Genomic DNA, 24108 nt, shown 5'->3' with positions numbered 1-24108 from the left:
GACAGGAACCCTTCATGACTCACGCTGCCAAGGTCACGCCTTCCCCTTCACCCGTAGCGCCACTGAGCGTGGCGCAATTGCTGGCACGTGCCGAGCAGTTGCTGCCGGCCATCGCTGCCGGCGCCGCTGCGCGCGAGCGTGACCGGCAACTGCCCTACGAGGCCGTCGCACAGATCGCCCAAGCGTTGCTCTATACCCTGCGCATCCCCACCCGCTATGGTGGCCCTGGCGGCTCGGTGAAGGACGTCGTCGGCCTGCTGGTGCGCATCGCCGCGGTGGACTCCAATGTCGCCCAGGCCTTGCGTCCCGGCTTCGCGTTCATCGAGGGGCTGCTGGTGTCTCGGGCCGAAGGCGCCGAGCAGGAGCGTCAGCTCTGGTTCGCCCGTTACCTGCAAGGAGCGGTCCTGGGCAACGCCGGTTGGGAAGTCGGCGGTGCCAACGGTGCCATCAGCGCCCGCATCGTGCGCGAAGGTGATCACTACCGGGCCAACGGCAGCAAGTTCTACAGCACCGGCTCGCTGTACGCCGACTGGATCAGCGCGGTGGCGCTGGACGAGCACGACCAGCCGCTGTCGTTCATCCTGCCCCGTGACCGCGAAGGGCTGGTGCTGCTGGACGATTTCGACGCCATGGGCCAGCGCCTCACCGCCAGTGGCACGACGCGGCTGGACAACGTGCAGGTCTATGCCCACGAGGTTCGCACGCGCACGGTGGAAGAGGGCAAGCGCACCCTGGTGACGCCGTTCCTGCAGCTGTTCCTGGCCTCGGTGCAGGCCGGAATCGCCCGCAACGCGTTGAACGATGCGGTGGCGTTCGCACGCCATCATGCGCGTCCGATCAAGCACAGCAGCGCCGACCAGTCGGTGGATGATCCTTATGTGGCGTTGAGCGTGGGCGAGATTTCGGCGCGTGCCTACACTGCGGAGGCGGTGGTGCTCAAGGCCGCCGAAGCGATCGATCGCGCCTGGGCGGCGGGGCTCGATCCGGCAGCGGTGGACGAGGCCGCGATCGAGGTGGCGCAGGCGCAATACATCGCCGCCGAATGCGCGCTCAAGGCGGCGGAACGAGTGTTCGATGTGGGCGGCGCCTCCACGACCGGGCGCGGCCATAACCTTGACCGGCACTGGCGCAACGCCCGCACCGTGGCCAATCACAACCCTCGTGACTGGAAAGCTGCGGCAGTGGGCACTTGGCAGCTCAAAGGCACACCGCCGCCGACCTCAGGGCTTTTCTGATCGTGTATGCGATCACCTTCGGGATCGACGCGTCCGGTGAACCCTCTCCCAAAGGCTCGCCACCGTTTCAGTCTGGCACCCATTCCTGCAGGGTCAGTTCCACGGTGATGAACGACAGGTTGCGGCCGCGCTCCAGGCGTCCGGCAAAGATGTTGCCGTCGGCGTCGGCCACCACCGCCTGCAGGCGGCTTTCACCGATGACGATCTCGCCACTGATGCTCAGTATCTCCACGCCGGGTCCGGGCACGGTCAAGGTCTTCATGCCCTGCCGTCCCAGATAGCCCAGCTGTGCGTCGATCAGGCTGCCCAACCCGCCGCGAATCACTGCCAGCTCAATGCCGTGACTGACACACAGCGCTTCGGCGCTTTCAACGATGTCTTCGTTGGGCTTGAGCCGCGCCACCACCAGACGCCCCAGGCGGCCGGTCTGGACGGTTGAAGGGGACAGGTCGGGTTCGAGTACGGCGCTGGTGTTCATGAGGCCTCCTGATCGATCGGCTGCAACAGGCTGAAGTGGGTTTCCGCGTCGGGTTGGGCCTGGTAGGCGACCTGGTCGAACAGGCACAGGCGGATCACCAGGCTTTCACTGCCGACCACCAGCCTGTCGAGCAGCAGATGGCCGCCGTGCTGCTGGCCGTCACGATCCAGAAAACCGGCGTGGCAGTGCAGCAATGGCCTGCCCTGCGCATCCCGGCCCACGGTGATGGCACCGCTGATGAAGGTGATGTAGCCGTCCAGCACCACCGGAGCACCGTAGTCGTAGGGCCGTTCCGGCTTGTCGGTGACCACCATGCGGTGGTAGCTCAGGTGCGCCGCGCCACCACACAGGATGCGGCCCACGGCGCTGCCGTACCGACGCCCCTGCAGGGCTTGCAGCACGCCTGCGCCGACGTTGCACGCCCGCGGCAGTACCAGGCGCAGTTCTTCACCTTGGGCCACGCTGCGGTCCAGACGCCGCGGCTGTTGGGCCGGCCCGCCATGGACGAAGACCCGCACGCCGTTGCGCTCCTCGAAATGGGGATTCATCAGGCGACCTCCTCGCGTTCCTGCAGCAACGTGCGGATCTGCTTCTTGACGATCTTGCCGTAGCCGGACTTGGGCATGGCGTCCCAGCGCACGAAGCGTTTGGGCCACTTGTAGCGGGCCAGACGCGGCTCCAGGTGGGCCAGCAACTGCTCGTCACTGACCTGGCCGGTGGTGACGATCACGGCGCAACCGCACTCGCCCCATTTCTCGTCCGGCATGCCCAGCACGGCTACCTCGTTGACCGCCGGGTGGGTGAGCAGCGCTTCCTCGACCTCGCGCGGGTACACGTTGGAGCCGCCAGAGATGTACATGTCCGAGGCGCGGCCCGTGATGAACAGATACCCCTGTTCGTCGACATGACCCAGGTCGCCGGTGTGGAACCAGCCGTGCTTGAAGCAACTGGCATTGGCCGTCGGGTTGTTGTAGTACCCGCTGAACACGGCCGGTCCGCGGACGCAGATCTCGCCGTCCTCACCGGTGGCCAACTCGTTACCGGCGTCGTCCAGAATGGCCACCTGCATGCCCGTGCGCGGATAGCCGCAACTGCCGACCTTGGCGGCGGGCGAGTCTTCGGCGTCGTGGCAATCGGCGGGCAGCACGGTGATGTTGCCGGTGACTTCGCCCAGGCCGTAATACTGCACCAGCACCTTGCCCAGCTTGCGCAGCGCGTGGCATTGATCGGCGCGGTACATCGGCGCGCCGGCGTAGATCACATGGCGCAGGCTGCTGTGGTCGTAGCGGTCGACGGCAGGGTCTTCGGTGAGCATCTTGACGATGGTCGGCACGGTGAACAGGTTGTCGACGCGGTGCTCCTGCACCAGGCGCCAGGCTTCGTTGCAGTCCAGGCGGTCGCTGGCCGGTAGCACGCAGGCGGCGCCACGCGCCACGTTGACCAGCGCGTGGATACCGGCGCCGTGAGACAGCGGCGCCAGCACCAGCGAACGCGAATGCTGGGAGAGGCCCGGCATCAGGTCGGCGATATGGTTGTTGATGACGAAGGCCATCTGCCCGTGGGTGAGTACGCCTGCCTTGGGATGACCGGTGGTGCCTGAGGTGTAGAAGAACCACAGCGGGTCATGGTAATTGACGTCGGCGGCGCGGAACGTGCTGGCATGTGGCGCGCCTTCGTCGAGCAATTGCCCATAGCCCAGTTCGCCCGCGCGTGGCTCGCCGATGGCGATCACCTGCGCCAGCGCCGGTGCTTCGGCGCGCACCGCATCCACGTAGTGCGCCAGCCCCTCGTCGTACAGCATCGCCACCGCACCGCTGGAACTGCCCAGGTAAGCGGCCTCCGGCGGGGTAATGCGCACGTTGGTCGGCACCCACACCGCGCCCAGGCGAAACGCCACCCAGGCGCTTTCGAACAGCGGCAGGTTGTTGCGCGAATGCACCAGCAGCTTGTCGCCCTTGCCCAGCCCACGCGCGCGCAGCGCCGCGGCGACGCTGTCGACCCGTTGCGAAATGCTGCGCCAGGTGTGCACCTGCTCGCCGCGAATGAAACCCGGCGCGTCGGGGTAGCGCCGGGCGATCTGGTTGAGCAGTTCGCCCAGGTTCATCACGTTGTCGATGCCGGTCATTGCACGCGCTCCAGAATGCTCACGTAGTTGGTCACCGCCGCGCCGCCCATGTTGAAGACGCCGGCGCGATCGGCCTTGGCCAATTGCATGTCGCCGGCCTGGCCGCTGAGCTGCATGGCCGCCATCACGTGCATCGACACCCCGGTGGCACCGATCGGGTGGCCCTTGGACTTGAGCCCGCCGGACGGGTTGACCGGTAGGCGACCGTCCTTGCGGCTGATGCCTTCGGCAATCACCCGCGCGCCCTGGCCACGCTCGGCCAGGCCCATGGCCTCGTACTCCAGCAGCTCGGCAATGGTGAAGCAGTCATGGGTTTCCACCAGCGACAGATCAGCCAGGCTCAGCCCTGCGGTGTCCAGCGCCTGTTGCCAGGCCCGCGCGGCGCCTTCGAACACCGTCGGATCGCGGCGCGACAGCGGCAGGTAGTCGTTGACCTGCACCGCCGCCCTGAAGCTGATCGCCTGGCCCCGGCCGGGCGCGTGGTCGTCGCGGCTGATCACCAGCGCGGCGGCGCCGTCGGTGATCAGCGAGCAGTCGGTGCGCTTGAGCGGTCCGGCCACGAACGGGTTCTTCGCCGACGGCTCGCGACAGAAGTCGTAGCCCAGGTCGCGGCGCATGTGCGCGTAGGGGTTCAGTGCGCCGTTGGCGTGGTTTTTCGCGGCAATCATCGCCAGCGCGTCGGACTGGTCGCCGTAGCGCTCGAAGTAGGTCTGGGCGATGGTGCCGAACACCCCGGCGAAGCCACCTTCGATCTGCGCTTCCTCCTTGGCGTAGCAGCACTTGAGCAGGATCTTGCCGACCTCGTCGGTGGGCAGCGTGTTCATCTTCTCGAAGCCCACCACCAGCGCGTGCCGAGCCTGCCCCGAGAGCACCGTTTGCAGCGCCGAGTGGATGGCTGCCGAGCCGGTGGAGCAGGCGTTTTCCAGGCGTACCGACGGGGTGAAGCGCAGCGCCGGAATATGATTGGCGAGCAGCGCGGAGGGAAAGTCCTGATACAGGAAGCCGGCATTGAAATGGCCGACGTGGACCGAATCGATCTGCTCGGCGTCCAGCCCGGCATGTTCGAGCGCACCCACGGCCGCATCGGCCATCATCTGCTCGGGATCGAGCTGGTCGAATTTGCCGAAGGGGGAGTGGTACCAACCGCTGATGACTGGCGAACCCATGAGGTGTGTCCTCGATTGAAGGCTTGTTGATGTTGTTTGCCAAGGACGATAGCAAGAGCGGTGCCAAGGCCTTGAAACGCCAGCCGGCGGCGGGCTGGCTGTTACCCAGCAGACGTCGGGTGTCGCCGCAGGTGTCGCTTCGTCGGTGCCGGGCGACACCTGAGGGAGACACCTGTTACATCGAGCCGGGCAGGGCTTGGCGCCTGACATCTGCGGATACATTCACATCGATACGAGTTTGTTCAGACAAAACAGCAGCTTGCTGTTCGCTTCACGCCGATGGGCACGGTTTTTCGGCGGGTCGGGCAGGGGTGGCACCCGATTTGCTTTCTCACCGGTACCCCAGCGCCTGCCCCGGCAGCCCGGTGAATGAAAGCTGGTCAATAAAAACAAGAAGGTCAGGAGAGCTACATGAGTGATTTCTCGCGCCGCCGTTTCATCAAGACCGCCACCCTCGCATCGGCGGCCGTCGCCGCCACGGGGCTGGGCTTGTTCAGCCCACGCAGCGAGGCGGCGGATTTCAGGCTCAAGTTCGCCAACAACCTGCCCATGATTCACCCGATGAACGTGCGGGCGCGGGAAATGGCCAAGGCCATCAAGGAAGAAACCAACGGCGCGGTGCAGATCCAGGTGTTCCCCAGCAGCCAGCTGGGCAGCGACACCGATACCCTGGCTCAGGTGCGTTCCGGCGCGGTGGACCTGTTCGCGTTGTCGCCGGTCATCCTCGGTACCCTGGTGCCTTCGGTGCAGATCAGCGCCGTGGGTTTTGCCTTCAAGGACTACGATCAGGTCTGGAGCGCGATGGACGGCGACCTGGGCGCCCATGTGCGCAGCGAGATCGCCAAGACCGAAACCCTGTTCGCCTTCGACAAGATGTGGGACAACGGCTTTCGCGTCACCACCACCAGCACTCGCCCGGTACTCAAGCCCGAAGATCTGGTGGGCATGAAGCTGCGCGTGCCACCCAGTCCGATCATCATGTCGATCTTCAAGGCATTCGAGGCGGCGCCCACCAGCATCAATTTCGCCGAAGTGTATTCGGCCCTGCAGACGCGCATCGTCGAAGGTCAGGAAAACCCGCTGACCCTGGTGTCGTCGGCCAAACTCTATGAAGTGCAGAAGTACTGCTCGCTGACCAACCATGTCTGGGACGGCTTCTGGATGCTCGGTAACAGCAAGTCGTTCGCCCGCCTGCCGGCCGACGTGCAGGCGGTGGTGCGCAAGCACATCGATGCTGCGGTCATGGGCCAGCGCGCCGACCTGGCCGCCTTGCAGGGCAGCATCCGCGACACCCTCAAGGAAAAAGGCCTGGAGCTGGCCGACACCGAGCCGCAGGCGTTCCGCGAGAAGCTGCGCAGCGCCAACTATTACGCCGACTGGCACGAGAAGTTCGGTGAGGCCGCCTGGGCCATCCTCGAAAAATACTCCGGGAAGCTGGCATGATGAGCGCCGAGGCGATGCCGGCCGAAACCGTTGCCATGCGCCTGCCGGCCCGGGCGCTGACCTGCCTCAACCGCTGCGCCATGCGCGTGGTCGAGGTGCTTGCCGTGGCCTTGATGCTGGTGGAAACCTGCGTGCTGCTCGCCGGCGTCGTCTCGCGCTACGTGTTTCACAACCCGCTGGTGTGGACCGACGAGCTGGCCTCGTCGCTGTTCATCTGGCTGGCGATGTTCGGCGCCGTGCTGGCGCTCGATCGGGGCGAGCACATGCGCATGTCGGCGCTGGTCAACAAGCTGCCGCCGGCCTGGCGCGGTTTCAGCGAAACTTTGTCGGCGCTGATCGTGGTGCTGTTCGTGGCCATGATCATCACCCCGGCGATGGTCCACTCCCACGAGCAGATGGCGATCACCACGCCGGCCCTGGGCATTCCCGACGGCGTGCGCGCCGCCGCGCTGCCGGTCGGCGCCATGCTCATGCTGCTGGCGGCGGTCGCGCGCATGGCCCGCTATTCCACCCTGCGCCAGTTCGTGGCCGGGGTGGCCGTGGTCGCCGTGGTGGGCGGTACGCTGTGGCTGGCCCAGCCGCTGCTCGCCGAGATCGGCAACTACAACCTGGTGGTATTCTTCCTGGTGCTGCTGGGCGCCTGCGTGTTCGGGGGCATCCCGATCGCGTTCGCTTTCGGCACCGCCACCATGGCCTATCTGGCGCTGGCGACCCATGCCCCGTTGTCCATCGTCGTCGGTCGCATGGACGAGGGCATGTCGCACATGGTGCTGCTCGCCGTGCCGCTGTTCGTCCTGCTGGGCGTGGTGCTGCAGCTGTCGGGCATGGCCCGCACGCTGATCGACTTCATGGCCTCGCTGCTGGGGCATGTGCGCGGCGGTCTGCAATACGTGCTGCTCGGCGCCATGTTCCTGGTATCGGGGATTTCCGGCTCCAAAGTGGCCGACATGGCTGCTGTGGCGCCGGCACTGTTTCCGGAAATGAAGAAGCGCGGCTCCGAGCCCGAAGAGCTGGCCGCCTTGCTGGCTGCCACCGGGGCGATGACCGAAACCATTCCGCCCAGCCTGGTGCTGATCACCATCGGCGCCGTGTGCAGCGTCTCGATCACCGCGCTGTTCATCGGCGGCCTGATGCCAGCGGTGGTGGCCACCGTGGTCATCGCCATCGTCTGCTGGTGGCGCTCGCGCAAGGAAGCCATGCCCACCGTCAAGCGGGCACCGATGTCGGTGGTGGCGAAGACCTTCATGGTCGCGCTGCCGGCCCTGGCCTTGCCATTGCTGATCCGCGTGGCGGTGCTCGAAGGTGCGGCCACGGCTACCGAAGTCTCGACCATCGGCGTGGCCTATGTGGTGCTGGTGGGCTTGGTGATGCACCTGTTCATGCGCCACATCGAGTTCCGCAAGGTCTACCCGATGATGATTGAGGCCGCGGCGCTGTCCGGGGCGATCCTGTTGATCATCGGCATGGCTTCGGCCATGGCCTGGGCGCTGACCCAGTCGGGGTTCTCGGCCAATCTGGTCGAGCTGATCAGCGAAATTCCGGGCGGCGCCATCGGCTTCATGTTCGTCACCATCGTGACCTTCCTGATTCTGGGCAGCGTGCTCGAAGGCATCCCAGCCATCGTGCTGTTCGGCCCATTGATGTTCCCGCTCGCCGAAATGCTCGGCATCCATCCGGTGCACTACGCCATGGTGGTGATCCTGGCCATGGGCATCGGCCTGTTCGCGCCGCCCCTGGGCGTGGGTTTCTACGCCGCCTGTGCGATCAGCAAGACGCCGTCCGACCATGTCATCCGCCGCGTCTGGGGCTACCTGGCAGCATTGGTGGTGGCGCTGGTCATCGTTGCCTGTTTTCCGTGGATTTCCATCGGTTTCCTTTAAGAGAGTCCTGGTCATGAGCCAAGCAGTCAGAAAGCTTCCCAGCAAGAGCGGCGAGGGCCGGGTGGCCTTCATCACCGGCGCGGCCATGGGCATTGGCGCGGCGATCGCCCAGCGCCTTGGCGAGGACGGCCACAGTGTGGTGGTGGCCGACATCAACCGCGGCGCCGCCGAAGAAATGGTCGCCGGTTTGCACGCCCAGGGTATCGAGGCGCGTGCGGTGGTGATCGATATCGGTGATGCGCAGTCGATCGCCGAGGTGTTCGCCGGTCTGTCGCGCTGCGACGTGCTGGTGAACAATGCCGGCATCGCCAGGACCCAGGCCTTTCTGGACTGCGACCTGGCCGATTGGCAGCGGGTGTTGAACATCAACGTGACCGGTGCGCTGTTGTGCGGTCAGCAGGCAGCGCGCCTGATGAAGGAGCAGGGCTGGGGGCGAATCATCAACGTCGCGTCCATCAGTGGCATGCGCGCGAGCACGGGGCGCACTGCCTATGGCACGTCTAAGGCTGCGGTGATCGGTCTGACCCGGCAGATGGCGGTCGAACTGGCCGAGTATGGCATCACCGTCAATGGCATCGCGCCGGGGCCGGTGGATACACCACTGACCCAGCGCCTGCACTCCAGCGCCACCCGCGACTCCTATGCCCGCGCCGTGCCCATGCGCCGCTACGGCACCCCGGCGGAAATGGCCGGCGCGGTGGCCTTCCTCGCCTCCGACGATGCTTCCTACATCAGCGGTCATGTGATTCCTGTGGACGGCGGCTATATGGCGTCCGGCATTCTGGAAATCTGAGCGCGTCGGCGAGCGCGAACGCTGACTGGTCAAAATCCCTGGGGTAGTGGAGCTTCCTATGGGAGCGGGGCGGGCGGCGAGCCCTCTGCCCGCGAAGGCCGCGCTTCGGTACATCAGACACACCGCATGCACCGCCGACGCGGCTCGCGCCGCTGCTACAAAGGCACCGCTCCCACAATGTTACCCCCACAATGTCAGCTCACCTGCCGGGTCAGCCTCCAGGGTGTATCGCCCCTCACTGATCCTGCAGCGTCGCCTCTTCACCCGCGCGCATGGCGCTTTCCACGAAAGTGGCAATGCACGGGTTGTGGTTGTCGGCCTTCCACACCGCGACCACCTCGACCACCGGCGGCGCCACCAGCGGGCGGAAGGTGGTGGTGGTCAGGCGCATGTTGCGCATCGAGCGCGGCACGATGGCGATGCCCAGGCCTTCACCGACCAGGTTGACGATGGTCTGCTGCATGTTGATTTCCAGCCCGACATTGGGCGTTACGCCATGCTGCAGGCAGTAATTGACGATCATGTCATGCAGCGCCGGGGCGATGCGGCGTGGCACGATGATGAAGGTTTCCGCTGCCAGGTCGCGCGGATCGATCAGCGGCTGTTCGAGCAACCGATGCCCCGGCGGCAGCACCACTGTCATTTCCTCCCGGTAAATAGTTACCGTCTCCAGCCCGCTGCAATCCTGCGGCCGGTACATGATCGCCACATCCTTGCTGCCGCTGCTGATGTCCTGGGCCAGGTCCATGGGCAGGGTTTCGGTCAGCTTGAGGTTCACCTGCGGGTACTGCGCCGCGTAGCGCCGGGTGATGGCCGGGGTGACGCTGTAGGCCGTCGACATCATGAACCCTACCGACAACTCACCCGCCGCCCCCCGCGCCGCCGCCAGCGCATTGCGCTTGGCCTGTTCGAACGCGGCGAACACCGTGCCGGTGTCCAGATAGAACCGCTGGCCGGCATCGGTCAACTCCACATGGCGCCGCGAGCGATCGAACAGCTTCACGCCCAGCTCTTGCTCCAGCAGCGCAATCTGCCGCGACAGCGGTGGTTGGGAGATGTGCAGGCGCTCGGCGGCACGGCCAAAGTGCAGGGTTTCGGCCAACGCGCGAAAATACTGTAAATGCCTGAGCTCGATCATGATGCTCGCAAAGGTATCAGTGGGTACCTGATTATGGATTGGAAAACATAACTCCGCCTGCCGTATTGTGAAATGGCCACAGCGTCGAGGCTTGCGTCACGAGCGCCAGACCTCGAGATAGTCACGAGCTATAAAACAATAAAAGGTGACGCCGATGTCTTCCGTTCGCGAACACACTGCACGTACCACTTCGCCCGCACTGTCCTGCGCGGCACTGCCCGACTCCGATATCGCCAACGACAGCGACCCACAGGTGCGCCAAGCCTTCCGCCGCGCCCTGCGCCTGATGGAACGCGGCATCGCCGTGCTCGTTCAGGGCGAAACTGGCACCGGCAAGGAAGTGCTGGCCCGCGCGCTGCATGCCCACAGTCAACGCCATCGGGCCCAGTGCGTGGCGCTCAATTGCGCCTCCATTCCGGAAAGCCTGATCGAGAGCGAGCTGTTCGGCTACTCGCGCGGCGCCTTTTCCGGCGCGTTGCCCTGCGGCAAGAAAGGCAAGGTTCAGCAGGCCGACGGCGGCACCTTGTTTCTCGACGAGATCGGCGATATGCCCTTCGAACAGCAAACCCGCCTGCTGCGGGTCATCGCCGAACGCGAAGTCAGCCCTCTGGGTTCCGAGCGCAGCGTCAAGGTCGACTTCGCGCTGATCTGCGCCACCCACCAGAACCTCACCGGCCTGGTCGAGCAGGGCGCCTTTCGCGAAGACCTGTTCTATCGCATCGCCACCGGCGTCGTGCAGTTGCCGCCCCTGCGCGAGCGTACCGATCGCGCCGAACTGGTCTGCCGGATGGTAGCCAGCGAACTGCCCGGCTGCGACCCGCGGCAGGTCATCGCTTCGGATGTCTGGCCGCTGCTGCTCAATCACCCCTGGCCAGGCAATCTGCGGCAGATGCGTGCAGTGATTCGCTATGCCTGCGCGGTGATGGAGGGCAGCCGCATTCAGCGCAGCGATCTGCCCGCGGATTTTGTTGCGCAACAGGTTACGTCCACCCAGGCAGCGCCTGCCAACGTCACGCCGATCCGCCGCTCGGTCACCCTGGCCACGCCGGTCGACGAGCGTGCCGACGTGCTGGATGTGCTCAACGCCTGCCGCTGGAACATGTCCGCGGCAGCCCGTGCTCTGGGCATCTGTCGGCCGTCGCTTTACCGAGTGTTGCGCCGGCTGGGTATCCCGCCGCTCAAGGACCAGCTCGCCCAGGGCGTTTACCAGCCGGCCTGACGACCCGCTTTGCGCTGCAGGCTCTTCAACCAAGGGAACAACAATAATGAATGCCCCTATCAGTCTTGCCATCACCGGCCAGGTGGCGGTGGTGACCGGTGCCGCGCGCGGTATCGGCTTTGCCATCGCTCAGGCGCTGGGTCAATGCGGTGCGCGGGTCGCGATTGCCGATCTCGACGGCGCGGCCGCCAGCGCCGCTGCCGGGCAATTGTGCGAACTGGGCATCGACGCCATCGGCGTGGCCGTGGACGTGGCCGACGAAGGCCAGGTGCAGGCCATGGTCGAGACCATCGAACGAGCGCTGGGCGGTATCGACATTCTGGTCAACAACGCCGGGATCGTCTCGACCGGGCCGTTGCTGGACGTCAGCGCGGCCGAATGGAATCGAGTCCTGGCCATCGACCTCACCAGCGTGTTCTTCTGCGCCAAGGCCGTGCTGCCCGGCATGATGGCGCGCCGCGCCGGGCGCATCATCAACATCGCTTCGGTGGCCGGCAAACGCGGCGGCGGTCTGTTGGGCAACAGCTGCTACGCGGCGGCCAAGGGCGGCGTCATCGCCTTGACCAAGGGCCTCGCACGCGAAGCCGGGCCGTTCAACATCACCGCCAACGCCATCACCCCGGCCTTGACCGACACCGAGATGACCCGAGCCCTGGCCCCTGAGGCACGCGCCCGGGTGCTCGCCGACATGCCCCTGGGGCGTGCCGGCTCACCGCGGGACATCGCCGCAGCCGTGTGCTTCCTCGCCAGCGATGCGGCCAGCTTCGTCACCGGCGAGATCATGGACGTCGACGGCGGCTACATGCGCGACTAGCGCTGCACCGCAGCCGGTATCAACGCCAGGATCAGCGACACCGTGACCAGCGACAACAGGGTCGATACCAGAATCGCGCGGGACATGGTATCGGCCTCGCGGCCATACAGCGCGGCCAGCATGAACGGCCCGTTGCCGATGGGCAGGGCACTCACCAGCAGCGCCGCCCATGCCCACATGGCCGGGATGTCGAACACCCAGAACGCCAGCCACGCCGTCAGCGCCGGTTGCAGCAGCAGTTTCATCGCTACCAGCATGGCCAGGGTCTTGCTGTCGGCTTTCTGGGATTTCTCCGCCGCCAGGAACAGCCCGATCGACACCAGCGCGCAGGGCCCCGCCGCCGCACCCAGAAACTGGAACAACTGGCGAACGCCCACCGGGAGCACCAGGCCGCTGTAGGCCACCAGCGAGCCCAGCACCGGAGACACCATGATCGGATTGCGCAGCAGCGACTGGCCGACCTTGAGCAGCGTGCGTCCCAGGTGTTTCTCGGTCTGCTGGAAGGTCTCGATCATGATGATGGCCACGGCGAATAGCAGGCAGGCGGTCATCACCGCGCCGATCACTGCCGGAGCGATGCCGGGGTCGCCAAAGGTCAGCAGGCACAGGGGAATGCCGAGAAATCCCGAGTTGGGATAGCCGGCGCCCAGCGCGTCGATGGTGGCGTCCAGAAAGTGCGCGTGGGCGCGCAGCCGCAGCCACAGGGTCAGCAGAAAGACGATGCCCATGCCCAGGCCGAAAGCCAGCACGTAGCCCAGGTTCAGACCCTGCAAGGTACCCAGCCGCGCCATGGCTTCGAACAGCAGGGCAGGCAGGCCCAGGTAGATCACGAATCGGTTGAGCTCGATGGAGGCATTGGGCCCCAGGACGTGGCGCCGACGGCAGACGAAACCCACCAGAATCAAGCCGAACACTGGAAAGGCGACGTTGAAGATTGCAAGCATCGGGCACGGTGTCCTTTGCACGGTTGGATGCCGAAGTGTAGCAGTGCCACGGTGGACGGCACGCCGGTTCGCCACCGCCGGTTGCGTAGCGACTCGAGCCTACCGTTGGGCGTCTCGTCGTTTTTTACTTGAAGGGAGGGGGGGCGGTCCATCTACACTGATGGCACTATCACATTAGGAGGCGATAGTGCGTCATGACAGCCGATAACCTGATGGACCTGGTTGCGCTGAAGCCGTTGTCTGCCACCGAGGCAGGCTGCGTGGATCGTGTGTTGCGCGCCATGCGCACACATCTGGGCATGGATGTAGCGTTCGTTTCCCATTTTCGCGAGAGCGACCGCGTGTTCACTCACGTCGATGCTGCCAGCCCGGTGCCGCTCAGCCCAGGGGATGTGCTCGAGATGAGCGCCGGCTACTGTCGCGGGGTTGTCAGCGGCGAACTGCCCGGATTGATTCGTGACACCGGTCAGTTGCCGGCCGCCATGGCCGTGCCTCAAACCCCCGGTCTGCCAGTCGGTGCGCACATGAGCGTGCCCATTCACTTGAGCGACGGCCGACTATACGGGACCTTTTGCTGCTTCAGCCACACGCCCGATCCGGGGCTGAGCGAGCGCGATCTGAAGATGATGAACGTCTTCGCCGAACTGATCGCCGAGCGCCTCGAAACCGATCTGCAGAGGGCCCGCGACCATGACGTCAAGACCTCGCGAGTGCTCGAAGTCATCGAGTCGCGTCAGCCACGGGTGGTCTATCAGCCGATCTTCGACCTGCACACCATGCGTGTGGCAGGGTGGGAGTGCCTGTCGCGCTTCGGCGGCCAACCGGCACGCACCCCGGACGTGTGGTTCAAGGAGGCCGCCGAAGTCGGGCTGGGAACGGAACTGGAGTGCCTTGCCATCCGCGAGGCGCTGGCCGGGCTGTCACGGCTGGCGCCGGACACCTACCTGAGCATCAACTGCTCGCCCGAGCTGGTGCTCAGCGGCGAGTTGTTGGGGGTACTCCAGGGGTATCCGGCCGAGCGCCTGGTGCTGGAGCTGACCGAACATGCCGTGGTGCAGGATTACGCATCGTTGCAGGTGGCGTTGCAGCCGCTGCGAGTGCGAGGTGTGCGGGTGGCGATCGATGACGCGGGCGCCGGGTATGCCAGCATGCGGCATATCCTTCAGGTGCGCCCGGACATCATCAAGCTCGACATGAGCCTGACCCGCGGTATCGATCAGGATTTCCAGCGACGCGCCATGGCGTCGGCCTTGATAGCCTTCGCCCGGGAGACCGGCAGCGTGATCGTCGCCGAAGGCGTGGAAACCGAAGCCGAACTGGCGCAACTCAAACGCCTGGGCGCCGCCAACGCCCAAGGCTTCCTCCTCGGCCGCCCCGAACCCCTGTAGCAGCGGCGCCCCCGGACGCGGCTCGCACCGCTGCTACGCGAACCGCGCCCGCACCATCTCTGGAAACGTTCGCATACCCCTGTAGCAGCGGCGCAAGCCGCGTCGGCGGCACACGCGGAGAGTCAGGGCAGACGCGGCGCCCTCGGACGCGGCTCGCGCAGAGGGTCAGAACAACCGCAGCGCCCCCGGACGCGGCTCGCGCCGCTGCTACACGAACCGCGCCCGCACCATCTTTGGAAACGTTCGCATACCCCTGTAGCAGCGGCGCAAGCCGCGTCGGCGGCGCACGCGGAGGGTCAGAACAACCGCAGCGCCCCCGGACGCGGCTCGCGCCGCTGCTACACGAACCGCGCCCGCACCATCTCTGGAAACGTTCGCATACCCCTGTAGCAGCGGCGCAAGCCGCGTCGGCGGCGCACGCGGAGGGTCAGAACAACCGCAGCGCCCCCGGACGCGGCTCGCGCCGCTGCTACACGAACCGCGCCCGCACCATCTTTGGAAACGTTCGCATACCCCTGTAGCAGCGGCGCAAGCCGCGTCGGCGGCGCACGCGGAGGATCAGAACAAACGCAGCGTCCGCTGACGCGGCTCGCGCCGCTGCTACAGGGAACGCGCACGCCGCGTCGGCGGCGCACGCGGAGGATCAGAACAAACGCAGCGTCCGCTGACGCGGCTCGCGCCGCTGCTACAGGGACCGCGCACGCCGCGTCGGCGGCACACGCGGAGGGTCAGGGCAGACGCGGCGCCCCCGGACGCGGCTCGCGCCGCTGCTACAGGGGCCGCGCAAGCCGTGTCGGCGGCACACGCGGAGGGTCAGGGCAAACGCGCCGGCCCTGGACGCGGCTCGCGCCGCTGCTACAGGGACTTCGGGTTTAGAAAACCACGCCTTGGCTGCGCAGGTAGTCGTCGTACGTGCCGCTGAAGTCGACCACGCCGCTGGCGCTCAGCTCGATGATGCGGGTGGCCAGGGAGGAGACGAACTCGCGGTCGTGGCTGACGAACACCAGCGTGCCAGGGTAGTTCTCCAGCGCCAGGTTCAGTGCCTCGATCGACTCCATGTCCAAGTGGTTGGTCGGCTCGTCCATGATCAGCACGTTGGGCTTCTGCAAGGTCAGCTTGCCGAACAGCATGCGCCCCTGCTCACCACCGGAAATCACCTTCACCGACTTGAGAATCTCGTCGTTGGAGAACAGCATGCGGCCCAGGGTGCCACGCACCATCTGCTCGCCCTGGGTCCACTGGCCCATCCAGTCGAACAGGTTCATGTCGTCTTCGAAATCGTGCGCGTGGTCCTGGGCGTAATAGCCCAGCTCCGCGCTTTCGGTCCACTTCACCGCGCCCGCGTCCGGGGTCAGCTCGCCGACCAGGGTACGCAACAGGGTGGTCTTGCCGATCCCGTTCGGACCGATGATCGCCACACGCTCGCCAGCCTCGACCACGAAACTGAAGTTCTCGAACAACGGCTTGCCGTCGAAACCCTTGGACATGCGCTCGACGGTGACCGCCTGGCGGTGCAGCTTCTTGTTCTGCTCGAAGCGGATGAACGGGCTGACGCGGCTGGAGGGCTTGACCTCGGCCAGTTGGATCTTGTCGATCTGCTTGGCCCGCGACGTCGCCTGCTTGGCTTTGGAGGCGTTGGCCGAGAAGCGCGAAACGAAGGTTTGCAGTTCGGCGATCTGGGCTTTCTTCTTGGCGTTGTCCGACAGCAGCTGCTCGCGCGACTGGGTCGCCGCGGTCATGTACTCGTCGTAGTTGCCCGGGAACAGACGCAACTCGCCGTAATCCAGGTCGGCCATGTGGGTGCAGACGCTGTTGAGGAAGTGCCGGTCGTGGGAAATGATGATCATGGTGCTGTTACGCGCCGTGAGGATGTTTTCCAGCCAGCGAATGGTGTTGATGTCCAGGTGGTTGGTCGGTTCGTCGAGCAACAGCACTTCAGGATCCGAAAACAACGCCTGTGCCAGCAGCACCCGCAGCTTCCAGCCCGGCGCGACTTCGGTCATCGGGCCGAAATGCTGTTCAAGCGGAATGCCCAGACCCAGCAACAGCTCGCCGGCACGGGACTCGGCGGTGTAGCCGTCCATTTCCGCGAATTCGGTCTCCAGCTCGGCGACGGCCATGCCGTCTTCCTCGCTCATTTCCGGCAGCGAGTAGATACGATCACGCTCGGCCTTGACCTTCCACAGCTCCTCGTGGCCCATGATGACCGTATCGATCACGCTGAACTGCTCGTAGGCGAACTGATCCTGACGCAGCTTGCCCAGGCGCACGTTCGGTTCGAGCATGACCTGGCCACCCGAGGGCTCCAGATCGCCGCCCAGGATCTTCATGAACGTCGACTTGCCACATCCATTGGCGCCGATCAGGCCGTAGCGGTTGCCGTTGCCGAATTTCACGGAAACGTTCTCGAACAGCGGCTTGGCGCCAAACTGCATGGTGATGTTAGCTGTGGAGATCAAGGAGCTTACCTATCAATAACTGGGGGAGCGATGGGTTCAGGCGATACCGATTCGAGACCGACGCGATACCACGCTGGAGCCGGGCAATAAAGGCGGGATGCAGACCGGACAGTGCGGCTATTGTCGCATAGGTACGGCGGTAGTTGTACGTCTGCCCGACGTACTCTCGGTTCGGTGAAAGCCTGGTCGATCGCAAGGCCATGGCCGTGTGACGGACCGTGTCCCCACTGTCAGCCCTCGCGCCCCAACTGCGCCAGACTCGTCGCCAACTCATTTTTCCGAAACGGCTTGCTCAACCGCGGCAGGTCCGGGTCGAGGCCTTCGCGCTCGGCATAGCCCGAAACCAGCAGGATCGCGGTCCCCGGCCGGGAGCAGCGGACCTGCCTGGCCAGATCGGTGCCGCTGATGCCCGGCATGAGGTGGTCGGTGATCAGCAGGTCGAAGGCCTCGCCGGTGTCCATCAAGGCGATGGCTTCCTCGCCGGACGCGGCCTCGATGACGCAATAGCCCAGCTCGGCCAGCATGTAAGAGGTACTCGCCCGTACCAGTTCTTCATCATCGACCAGCAACGCGACGCCACGGCTGGAGGACAGCTCCGGCGTTTCCACCAAGCGCAGGGCCTCGGCGGGAAGGGTAACGCTGCGTGGCAGCCACAGCTCGACGTTGGTCCCCAGGCCTGGTGAGCTTTGAATGGTCAGCGCGCCGTTCAACTGCGAGGCCAACCCATGCACCATCGACAGCCCCAGACCGGTGCCCTGGCCGACGCCCTTGGTGGAGAAGAACGGTTCCACCGCACGCGCCAGCGTGGCGGCGTCCATGCCCGAGCCGGTGTCCGCGACGGACAGGCAGAGGTAGTTGCCCACGGCAAGTCCCGACCGATGCCCCGCTTCGATCGATTCCGTGCAGGCGGATATGCGCAGTGTTCCGCCCTCGAGCATTGCGTCTCGGGCGTTGACGGAGAGGTTGAGCAGCGCCATTTCGAGCTGGTTGACGTCGGCGATCGCCGCGGGCAGATGCTCCGGCGCATCGACGACGACCTTGATCTGCGGGCCGGTGGTGCTGGCCAGCAGGTCGCCCATGTCGCTGACCAGCTTGCCGACGTTGACGGCGACCGCCTGCAGCGGCTGGCGTCGGGCAAAGGCCAGTAGCCGCTGTACCAGCGTCTTGGCGCGATCCGCCGATTGCACGGCGCCGGAGATCAGCCGTTGCTCCCGCTCGCCGCCCACGCCCCGGCGCTGGAGCATGTCCAGCGTGCCGACGATCGGGGTGAGCAGGTTGTTGAAGTCATGAGCCACGCCACCGGTGAGTTGCCCCATGGCTTCCATCTTCTGGCTCTGCCGCAAAGCCAACTGAACTTCTTCACGCTCGGCGATGGCTTGTGCCACGCGCCCTTCGAGGGTCGCATTGAGCTCGCGCAGTTTCTCATCGGCGTTCTTGCGGGCGGTGATGTCCATCGCCGTGCCAGTGACCCGCAGGCAGCGTCCGTGCTCATCGAACACGGCCCGTCCCTTGGCGGCCACCCAGCGGACCACGCCGTCCTCGCGACCGATGGTACGGTAGTCCACGTCGTAGAGCGCCCGGCGCTCAGGGTCCATGGCTGCGCTGAAGGCCTCCAGGGTTGCCCGGCGATCGTGAGGATGGAGACCTTGATAGAAGTCCTCGAGGGTGACCGACACATCGGCCGAGATGCCGAACATCGCCTTGGTCTGCGGTGGCCACACCAGCGTGTTCTGTACCAGGTCCACGTCCCAGAACCCGACATCGGCGTGGTCCACCGCCAGACGCAACCGGGCCTCGCTGGTGCGCACGGCGACATCGACTTGCACGCGGTGCACCATGAGGCCGATGGTCTGCACGACGAAATCGATGATCTCGACGTCGGCCGGAACGGCCTGCCGTACCTCTGGGTGATACAGCACGAAGGCACCCATCACGGCGCCCTGCGTCGAACGGATCGGAGTCGACCAGCACACCTGCAGGCCATGCTCGTTGGCCAGCACCGCCAACTGGTTTGCCAAAGCGTCGTTCGAGCTGTCGCCGGCGCTCGTCTTACCGGCGCTCAAGTCCAGGCAGAGGCCTTCGACCGCCCCGGTGTAGTGACCAGGAAGGTTGGGGCCCACGCAGCGCTGCACGTGCCGCCCCTGTTCGTCCAGCAGCAGAACGCTCCCCAGCAGACCGGACGTGGACAGGGTCTCGACCTCGCGCACGATCGCTTCCAGCGTCACGTCCAGGCTGGCTTCGGCCACTGCCAGCGCGAGCATGCGGTTCTGCGCAGCACCGATGGCGGCCGCGCGGTTGCGCGCCTGGGTCAGACGCGCGTTTTCGATGGCAATGGTGGCCAGGCGCGCCAGGCTTTCCAGGCGTTCGATCGTGTCGCGGTTATGGGGGCGCACTTGCGACCAGTACGCGCCGAGCGCGGCCACCGCCAGCGGTTTGCCGATCGGGACCATGACCAGGCTGCGCACGAACGTCGGGTCGTAGGCTTCTCGCGGGATACGCGGGTCCAGCCGCACGTCCGGGATGACGTAGGTCTTGTTGTCGAGCATCGCCCAGCCGGACACGCAGCGATCGATCGGAAACGTCTTGCCGCTCCACAGCGGGGAAATCGCATCCTCGGCCACGTAGGTGCAGTGCCCGCCATTTTCGATGACGACCGCGATGCCCTCGGCGCCCACCGTCGCCCGAGCCGTGTCGCGAAGAACGCTCACCACCTCGTCGATGGATTCGGCCATGGCCAGCCGTTCGCTGGCCTGCAGCACGTGGGACAGTCGTTCACAACTGTCGAGACCCTTGGATACGATGTGCAAGCGGATCTCCGATGCATGAAAGAGGTACGGGGCGAGGTGCCCGACGGTCCAGTTTCTCAGAAATGCGGCCGAGCCGATAGCACGGCCGTAAAGCTGAAAACTGCCGTGGGTCTCCCTACCTGAGCACCGACAGTCGGTACACTCCGGCATCGTTGTCGATGCCATGGGTGTCGTGGGCAAAGCCGGGAAACGCGCGGTCGAAGCTCTCCAGCGCCTTCAGGTAGGCGAGCAGCGGCCCGTCCGCCGCACCGGCGTTCTCGCCGGGCATCAGCAACGGAATGCCGGGCGGGTAGGGTACGATGCCCGTCGCCACGACCCGTCCAGCCGCATCGTCCAGCGTCACCAGTTCCACCTGGTTGCGGACCAGTTTCTCGTAGGCCTGTACCGGGCTGAACTCGGCTTGGGGCAGCATGCCGAAGGCTGCCGCCATGGCGGCCGTGGTGCGATTGGCCTTCATCGCCGTGAAGATCTCTTCGGCCAGGTCTCTGAGGCCCATGCCGCTGTAGCGCTGCTGCGTGGCGGCGAGCAGGTCGGGCAGGCACAGTTCCAGCTCAAGGTTGGCGTCGTAGTCGCGCTTGAAATCCAGCAGCGCGTTCACCAGGGTGCCCCACTTGCCCTTGGTGATACCGATGGAGAACAGGAAGAGCAGGGTGAAGTCGGTGGTTTTCTCGACCACGATCCCTTGCCTGCCCAGATACGCACTCACCACACAGGCCGGGATGCCGAAGTCCAGCAGTTGCCCGTCGTCGCCCATGCCGGGGGTCAGAATCGACACCTTGATCGGATCGAGCATGCAGTAACCGTCTTCGATGTCGCCGAAACCATGCCAGACTTCGCCGGGGTGCAGCACCCAGCAGTTCGGGTCGGACTTGAGCTTCGCCGGATCGACTTCATGGAAGTCGATGGCGGCCCCGCCGATGTCTATCGACGGTGGCTGCCAGCAGGACACGAACCAGTCGTCGTTGGCCCGCATGTCAGCGTGCATCCGTGAAATCACCTGGCGAAACGCAATGGCTTCCTCGATGGATTCATTGGTCAGGATCTGCCCGCTCGGCGCCTCCATCATGGCCGAACTGACGTCGCAGGAGGCCATGATCGCGTAGTTGGGCGAGGTCGACGCATGCATCATGTACGACTCGTTGAAGCGTGCATGGTGAATAGGATTGCGCCCGTTGCGCACATGGATCATCGATGCCTGGGACAGCGCGGCCAGCAGTTTGTGGGTGGACTGGGTGGCGAATACCGTCGGCTTGGAGGCGTCGTGGTCATCGGGGCTGCCGTGCATCGCGAAGCGGTCCTTGTACAACGGATTGAACCGCGCGTAGCCATACCATGCCTCGTCGAAGTGCAGCCGGTCGACGCTTTGCCCGAGCAATTCCTCGACCCGCGTGACGTTGTAGGTCAAGCCGTCATAGGTGGAGTTGGTGACGATGGCGTGCACCGGCGTGGGGTCGATGTGCGGCCCGACCAGCGGGTTGCTCGCAATCGCCGCACCCACCGCAGCCGCGCTCAACGTCTGCGGCAGGATCGGGCCGATGATGCCGAAGCGATTGCGCGTTGGCACCAGATAGGTCGGGATCGCCCCGGACAGGGTCATCGCGTGCTCGGCGGACTTGTGGCAGTTACGGTCGCACAGCGCGATCTGATCGCGGGTGACGCTGGCCATCAGAATCACCCGGTTCGACATCGACGAGCCGTTGGTGACGTAGTAGGTGCGATGGGCGCCGAACACCTTGGCCGCGTATCGCTCGCCCTGGCCAATGGGGCCACTGTGGTCGAGCAGCGAGCCCAGTTCGCCAACCGAAATGGACAGGTCGGAGCGCAGCAGGTTTTCCCCGAAGAACTCATAGAACGCCCGGCCAGCCGTGCTTTTCAGAAAGGCCGTACCGCCGGCGTGGCCCGGGGTGTGCCAGGAGTATTCATAACTGCGGGCGAACTTGAGCAGGGCGCCGAACATGGGCGGCAGCACCGCCTGGCGATAGCGCTCCATGGCCGCCAGGATCCGCCCACTGAGGAAACGACTGGTGTCCTCGGGCAGCCAGATGAAGTCGTCGGCGTGCTGCATGACGATCAACGGCACGTTAGATGCGGTGCTGCGGTCGCTGATCAGGAACACCGGCACCCGCGTGTTGCGCTCGCGCAGTCGGGCGAGCAGATCGATGCATTGCTGATGGTCGGCACTCCTGTCCATTTCCCAACTGAGCAATACGCACTGGATCGCCGGGTCGGTGCTCAGGATCGACTTGGCATCGTCCAGGCGCTCGGAGGTGATCACGCTGATGGATCGCTCCTCCACGTCGGTGATCAGCTGAATCAGCGCCCGTCCGAACACAGTGCGTTTGTCGGGTTGGTCGCTGATCAACAAAGCCAGCATGCCGAGCAGGTTTCTATGATCCGTCATGGTCGCGCTTCCAGGGCAGGGGGGTTGGTTGGCGTACGGGGCAAACTGTTCACCGGAATCGGCGCGCCGACGATGTGCTGGGCGGCAACGGTCTGGGTCGGGGCGCTGTTGTTGAGCGCTTCCAGGCGAATCAGGCGGTTGTTGACGAAGCCGAACAGCGTGTAGCCGACGATGGTCGCCACGCCGCCCAGCATCAGGGCCTGGGCTCCCGAGCTGTACAGCGCCAGGTAGCTGTAGGCCGTCGCGACCGCGGCGACGACGTTGGTTATCAAGGCCTTGTTGGCCGGGACATTCGACACCTTCTGCAAGGTCATCAAGGTGGCCATCGACAGAATGTACGGCACCAGGTTGGTGACCACCGCCAGGTTCACCAGGGTGTCGAACTGCTTGGCCAGGTCTGGGCTGATGGTCAGCAAGGCCATCGCGGTCTGGATAGCGAGCAGGATCAGCATGCTGATGATCGGCACCCCGTGCCCGTTGACCTTGGCGAAGATCGGCAGAAAGTAGCCCGTGTCGGCCGAGCTTTTGAAGACCTGGGCCACGGTGAACTGCCAACCCAGCAGCGAACCGATGCAGGCGAGCACCATCAGGCCCATGACCAGGTTGCCGATCATCGGCGTGAACATCTTGGCGAACACCAGGCCGAACGGCGCGGTGGAGGAAACCAGCTCGGCATTGTCGACGATGCCGGCGATCACATTGGTGGACAGGATGTAGATCACCGCCGCGCCCAACGTGCCGCCGAGCACGGCAATGGGTACGTTTTTTTCCGGATTTTCCACGGCGTCGCCGTTGGCACACGCCGATTCCAGGCCAAGAAACGCCCACAGGGTGATTGCCACCGAGGCGCCGGCCGCTTCGTACCAGGGCATATCGTGGGGGTTCCAGCCCGCTGCATAGGTGCCGCTGTCGAACCAGAACCAGCCGATCGTCGACACCAGCACCACGGGTGCGATCACGCCCCACACCGTGATCGAACCGATCTTGCCGGTGACGCTTGCCCCGCCGAAGTTGGCGAAGGTGGTCAGCCATAACAGCGCGATCGTCGCCAGGCCCACCTGCAGCGAATCGAGTCTGATATCGAACAGGGTCTGGATGTAACCGACCGCCGTGATGCTGATCGCCACGTTGGCGATCAGCAGGGACAGTCCGTAGGTGTAGTTGGTGATGTAGTTGCCCGACTTGCCGAAGGTGTATTCCGCGTAGCCGCCCATGCCGCCGGTCTTGCGGCTGAGCATGCCGCAGCGGGCGAAGGCATAGGCCAGGGCCAGGGAGCCGGTAGCCGTGATCAGCCAGGAGAGAATCGAAATGCCGCCGACTTCGGCGAGCTTGGTGGGTAACAGAACGATGCCGGATCCCAGCATGTTGACGGCTGTCAGCATGGTCAGCTGACTCACACTCATCTTTTTCATGACGGCCACTCCATTGCCTGAATGATCAGAGAGGCCTTTAGCTATAGCAAAGAAACCTCAGAAGACAAGGCAGTGGCTGGTTTGCAGGGAAGGGCAAACCGCTCGTCACGTCAGTGGCACTTCCCGGGTTGCGGTGATCTCCCACTATCAGGTGCGGATGAACCGCGCCACGAAAGGAGACATATCATGGTCGAAGACAACAACCACCCGCAGAATCCGTATCCAGGGCCCGCCGAGCCAGGTAGCGGGGAAGAGGGCTACCCTGATATCCACGACGAGCATGATGACGAACAGGACGGCTCGCCTGGGAACAAGGCGGTGGAAGAGCCTGATACCGAGGCCAATCCGCCCGTCGACGAAGACGAAGAGCCTTCGCCCGGCAACAGCCTCTAGCTAATATCCTCTA

General features: G+C 65.0%; 18 protein-coding genes. 8 read left to right on the top strand and 10 right to left on the bottom strand.

Annotated elements, in window-relative coordinates:
• Positions 1-14 precede the first annotated feature (14 nt).
• Positions 15-1235: an acyl-CoA dehydrogenase family protein gene (locus tag BLV18_RS11595; protein WP_090358670.1), complete on the top strand. Its 1221-nt coding sequence runs from the start codon at positions 15-17 to the stop codon at positions 1233-1235.
• Positions 1236-1302: 67 nt separating this feature from the next.
• Here BLV18_RS11595 and BLV18_RS11590 read toward each other — a convergent pair whose 3' ends face one another.
• Genes BLV18_RS11590 through BLV18_RS11575 form a run of 4 tightly spaced genes read right to left on the bottom strand, consistent with a single transcriptional unit; the run spans position 1303 to position 5004 of the window.
• Positions 1303-1713 (bottom strand): PPC domain-containing DNA-binding protein, encoded by a 411-nt coding sequence (locus BLV18_RS11590; protein ID WP_090358668.1) that lies wholly within the window; start codon positions 1711-1713, stop codon positions 1303-1305.
• Positions 1710-2261 (bottom strand): PPC domain-containing DNA-binding protein, encoded by a 552-nt coding sequence (locus tag BLV18_RS11585; protein ID WP_090358666.1) that lies wholly within the window; start codon positions 2259-2261, stop codon positions 1710-1712. Before BLV18_RS11585 ends, BLV18_RS11590 begins: the two co-directional genes overlap by 4 nt.
• Positions 2261-3838, bottom strand: coding sequence for an acyl-CoA synthetase (locus BLV18_RS11580; protein WP_208598854.1), 1578 nt, complete (start codon positions 3836-3838; stop codon positions 2261-2263). The genes BLV18_RS11585 and BLV18_RS11580 overlap by 1 nt, the downstream gene beginning before the upstream one ends.
• A complete protein-coding gene (locus BLV18_RS11575; RefSeq protein ID WP_090358665.1) occupies positions 3835-5004 on the bottom strand; it encodes an acetyl-CoA acetyltransferase in 1170 nt (389 codons plus the stop codon). The genes BLV18_RS11580 and BLV18_RS11575 overlap by 4 nt, the downstream gene beginning before the upstream one ends.
• 411 nt (positions 5005-5415) lie before the next feature.
• On the opposite strand from BLV18_RS11575, the gene BLV18_RS11570 reads away from it, so the two are divergent.
• The 3 genes from BLV18_RS11570 to BLV18_RS11560 are packed head-to-tail and all read left to right on the top strand — an operon-like array spanning position 5416 to position 9120.
• Positions 5416-6447: a TRAP transporter substrate-binding protein gene (locus tag BLV18_RS11570; protein ID WP_049859310.1), complete on the top strand. Its 1032-nt coding sequence runs from the start codon at positions 5416-5418 to the stop codon at positions 6445-6447.
• The gene (locus BLV18_RS11565; RefSeq protein ID WP_090358663.1) at positions 6444-8327 is read left to right on the top strand and encodes a TRAP transporter large permease; all 1884 of its coding nucleotides are present in this window, start codon (positions 6444-6446) and stop codon (positions 8325-8327) included. Before BLV18_RS11570 ends, BLV18_RS11565 begins: the two co-directional genes overlap by 4 nt.
• 13 nt (positions 8328-8340) lie before the next feature.
• Positions 8341-9120, top strand: coding sequence for an SDR family NAD(P)-dependent oxidoreductase (locus BLV18_RS11560; protein ID WP_090358661.1), 780 nt, complete (start codon positions 8341-8343; stop codon positions 9118-9120).
• Positions 9121-9355: 235 nt separating this feature from the next.
• Here the strand turns inward: BLV18_RS11560 and BLV18_RS11555 are convergent, their stop codons facing one another.
• Positions 9356-10258: a LysR family transcriptional regulator gene (locus BLV18_RS11555; protein ID WP_056842924.1), complete on the bottom strand. Its 903-nt coding sequence runs from the start codon at positions 10256-10258 to the stop codon at positions 9356-9358.
• A gap of 154 nt (positions 10259-10412) precedes the next feature.
• Between BLV18_RS11555 and BLV18_RS11550 the strand changes: the two genes are divergently transcribed.
• Both BLV18_RS11550 and BLV18_RS11545 read left to right on the top strand, forming a co-directional pair.
• Positions 10413-11477, top strand: coding sequence for a sigma-54-dependent Fis family transcriptional regulator (locus BLV18_RS11550; protein WP_090358659.1), 1065 nt, complete (start codon positions 10413-10415; stop codon positions 11475-11477).
• A 46-nt stretch (positions 11478-11523) separates the two neighbouring features.
• Positions 11524-12291 carry an SDR family NAD(P)-dependent oxidoreductase gene (locus BLV18_RS11545; RefSeq protein WP_090358657.1) on the top strand — a complete coding sequence of 256 codons (768 nt, stop codon included), beginning with the start codon at positions 11524-11526 and terminating at the stop codon, positions 12289-12291.
• Here BLV18_RS11545 and BLV18_RS11540 read toward each other — a convergent pair.
• Complete coding sequence (locus tag BLV18_RS11540) at positions 12288-13235, bottom strand: AEC family transporter (RefSeq protein WP_090358655.1); 948 nt, start codon at positions 13233-13235, stop codon at positions 12288-12290. The two genes, BLV18_RS11545 and BLV18_RS11540, sit on opposite strands and share 4 nt — an antisense overlap.
• Positions 13236-13429: 194 nt before the next feature.
• Between BLV18_RS11540 and BLV18_RS11535 the strand changes: the two genes are divergently transcribed.
• On the top strand, positions 13430-14623 hold the full coding sequence (locus tag BLV18_RS11535) for a sensor domain-containing phosphodiesterase (RefSeq protein WP_090358652.1): 1194 nt from the start codon (positions 13430-13432) through the stop codon (positions 14621-14623).
• A gap of 872 nt (positions 14624-15495) precedes the next feature.
• On the opposite strand, the gene BLV18_RS11530 is transcribed toward BLV18_RS11535, so the two are convergent.
• From BLV18_RS11530 to potE, 4 genes are all read right to left on the bottom strand, one after another.
• Complete coding sequence (locus BLV18_RS11530) at positions 15496-17082, bottom strand: ABC-F family ATPase (protein ID WP_082223560.1); 1587 nt, start codon at positions 17080-17082, stop codon at positions 15496-15498.
• A 230-nt stretch (positions 17083-17312) separates the two neighbouring features.
• Positions 17313-19814: a GAF domain-containing hybrid sensor histidine kinase/response regulator gene (locus tag BLV18_RS11525; protein ID WP_208598886.1), complete on the bottom strand. Its 2502-nt coding sequence runs from the start codon at positions 19812-19814 to the stop codon at positions 17313-17315.
• A 190-nt stretch (positions 19815-20004) separates the two neighbouring features.
• Positions 20005-22290, bottom strand: a complete 2286-nt coding sequence (locus tag BLV18_RS11520; protein WP_090358648.1) for an Orn/Lys/Arg family decarboxylase — start codon at positions 22288-22290, stop codon at positions 20005-20007.
• Positions 22287-23711, bottom strand: a complete 1425-nt coding sequence (gene potE / locus BLV18_RS11515) for a putrescine-ornithine antiporter (protein ID WP_090358646.1) — start codon at positions 23709-23711, stop codon at positions 22287-22289. Before potE ends, BLV18_RS11520 begins: the two co-directional genes overlap by 4 nt.
• Positions 23712-23888: 177 nt before the next feature.
• Here potE and BLV18_RS11510 point away from each other — a divergent pair, with 177 nt between their 5' ends.
• A complete protein-coding gene (locus BLV18_RS11510; RefSeq protein ID WP_090358644.1) occupies positions 23889-24095 on the top strand; it encodes a hypothetical protein in 207 nt (68 codons plus the stop codon).
• The last annotated feature ends 13 nt before the right edge of the window (positions 24096-24108 follow it).

It is taken from the genome of Pseudomonas coleopterorum (assembly GCF_900105555.1).
In the GTDB taxonomy this organism is placed as follows: domain Bacteria; phylum Pseudomonadota; class Gammaproteobacteria; order Pseudomonadales; family Pseudomonadaceae; genus Aquipseudomonas; species Aquipseudomonas coleopterorum.
Note: the sequence above shows the minus strand (reverse complement) of the source record. Positions and strands in the feature narration are given on the sequence as shown.

What these genes read in the sequence shown, in the direction of transcription:
- BLV18_RS11595 (WP_090358670.1), top strand. Translation starts at nt 15, where the DNA reads ATGACTCACGCTGCCAAGGTCACGCCTTCCCCTTCACCCGTAGCGCCA.
- BLV18_RS11560 (WP_090358661.1), top strand. Translation starts at nt 8,341, where the DNA reads ATGAGCCAAGCAGTCAGAAAGCTTCCCAGCAAGAGCGGCGAGGGCCGG.
- BLV18_RS11585 (WP_090358666.1), bottom strand. Translation starts at nt 2,261, where the DNA reads ATGAATCCCCATTTCGAGGAGCGCAACGGCGTGCGGGTCTTCGTCCAT.
- BLV18_RS11575 (WP_090358665.1), bottom strand. Translation starts at nt 5,004, where the DNA reads ATGGGTTCGCCAGTCATCAGCGGTTGGTACCACTCCCCCTTCGGCAAA.
- BLV18_RS11580 (WP_208598854.1), bottom strand. Translation starts at nt 3,838, where the DNA reads ATGACCGGCATCGACAACGTGATGAACCTGGGCGAACTGCTCAACCAG.
- BLV18_RS11545 (WP_090358657.1), top strand. Translation starts at nt 11,524, where the DNA reads ATGAATGCCCCTATCAGTCTTGCCATCACCGGCCAGGTGGCGGTGGTG.
- BLV18_RS11510 (WP_090358644.1), top strand. Translation starts at nt 23,889, where the DNA reads ATGGTCGAAGACAACAACCACCCGCAGAATCCGTATCCAGGGCCCGCC.
- BLV18_RS11535 (WP_090358652.1), top strand. Translation starts at nt 13,430, where the DNA reads ATGACAGCCGATAACCTGATGGACCTGGTTGCGCTGAAGCCGTTGTCT.
- BLV18_RS11540 (WP_090358655.1), bottom strand. Translation starts at nt 13,235, where the DNA reads ATGCTTGCAATCTTCAACGTCGCCTTTCCAGTGTTCGGCTTGATTCTG.
- BLV18_RS11565 (WP_090358663.1), top strand. Translation starts at nt 6,444, where the DNA reads ATGATGAGCGCCGAGGCGATGCCGGCCGAAACCGTTGCCATGCGCCTG.
- BLV18_RS11555 (WP_056842924.1), bottom strand. Translation starts at nt 10,258, where the DNA reads ATGATCGAGCTCAGGCATTTACAGTATTTTCGCGCGTTGGCCGAAACC.
- BLV18_RS11590 (WP_090358668.1), bottom strand. Translation starts at nt 1,713, where the DNA reads ATGAACACCAGCGCCGTACTCGAACCCGACCTGTCCCCTTCAACCGTC.
- BLV18_RS11570 (WP_049859310.1), top strand. Translation starts at nt 5,416, where the DNA reads ATGAGTGATTTCTCGCGCCGCCGTTTCATCAAGACCGCCACCCTCGCA.
- BLV18_RS11520 (WP_090358648.1), bottom strand. Translation starts at nt 22,290, where the DNA reads ATGACGGATCATAGAAACCTGCTCGGCATGCTGGCTTTGTTGATCAGC.
- BLV18_RS11525 (WP_208598886.1), bottom strand. Translation starts at nt 19,814, where the DNA reads ATGGCCGAATCCATCGACGAGGTGGTGAGCGTTCTTCGCGACACGGCT.
- BLV18_RS11550 (WP_090358659.1), top strand. Translation starts at nt 10,413, where the DNA reads ATGTCTTCCGTTCGCGAACACACTGCACGTACCACTTCGCCCGCACTG.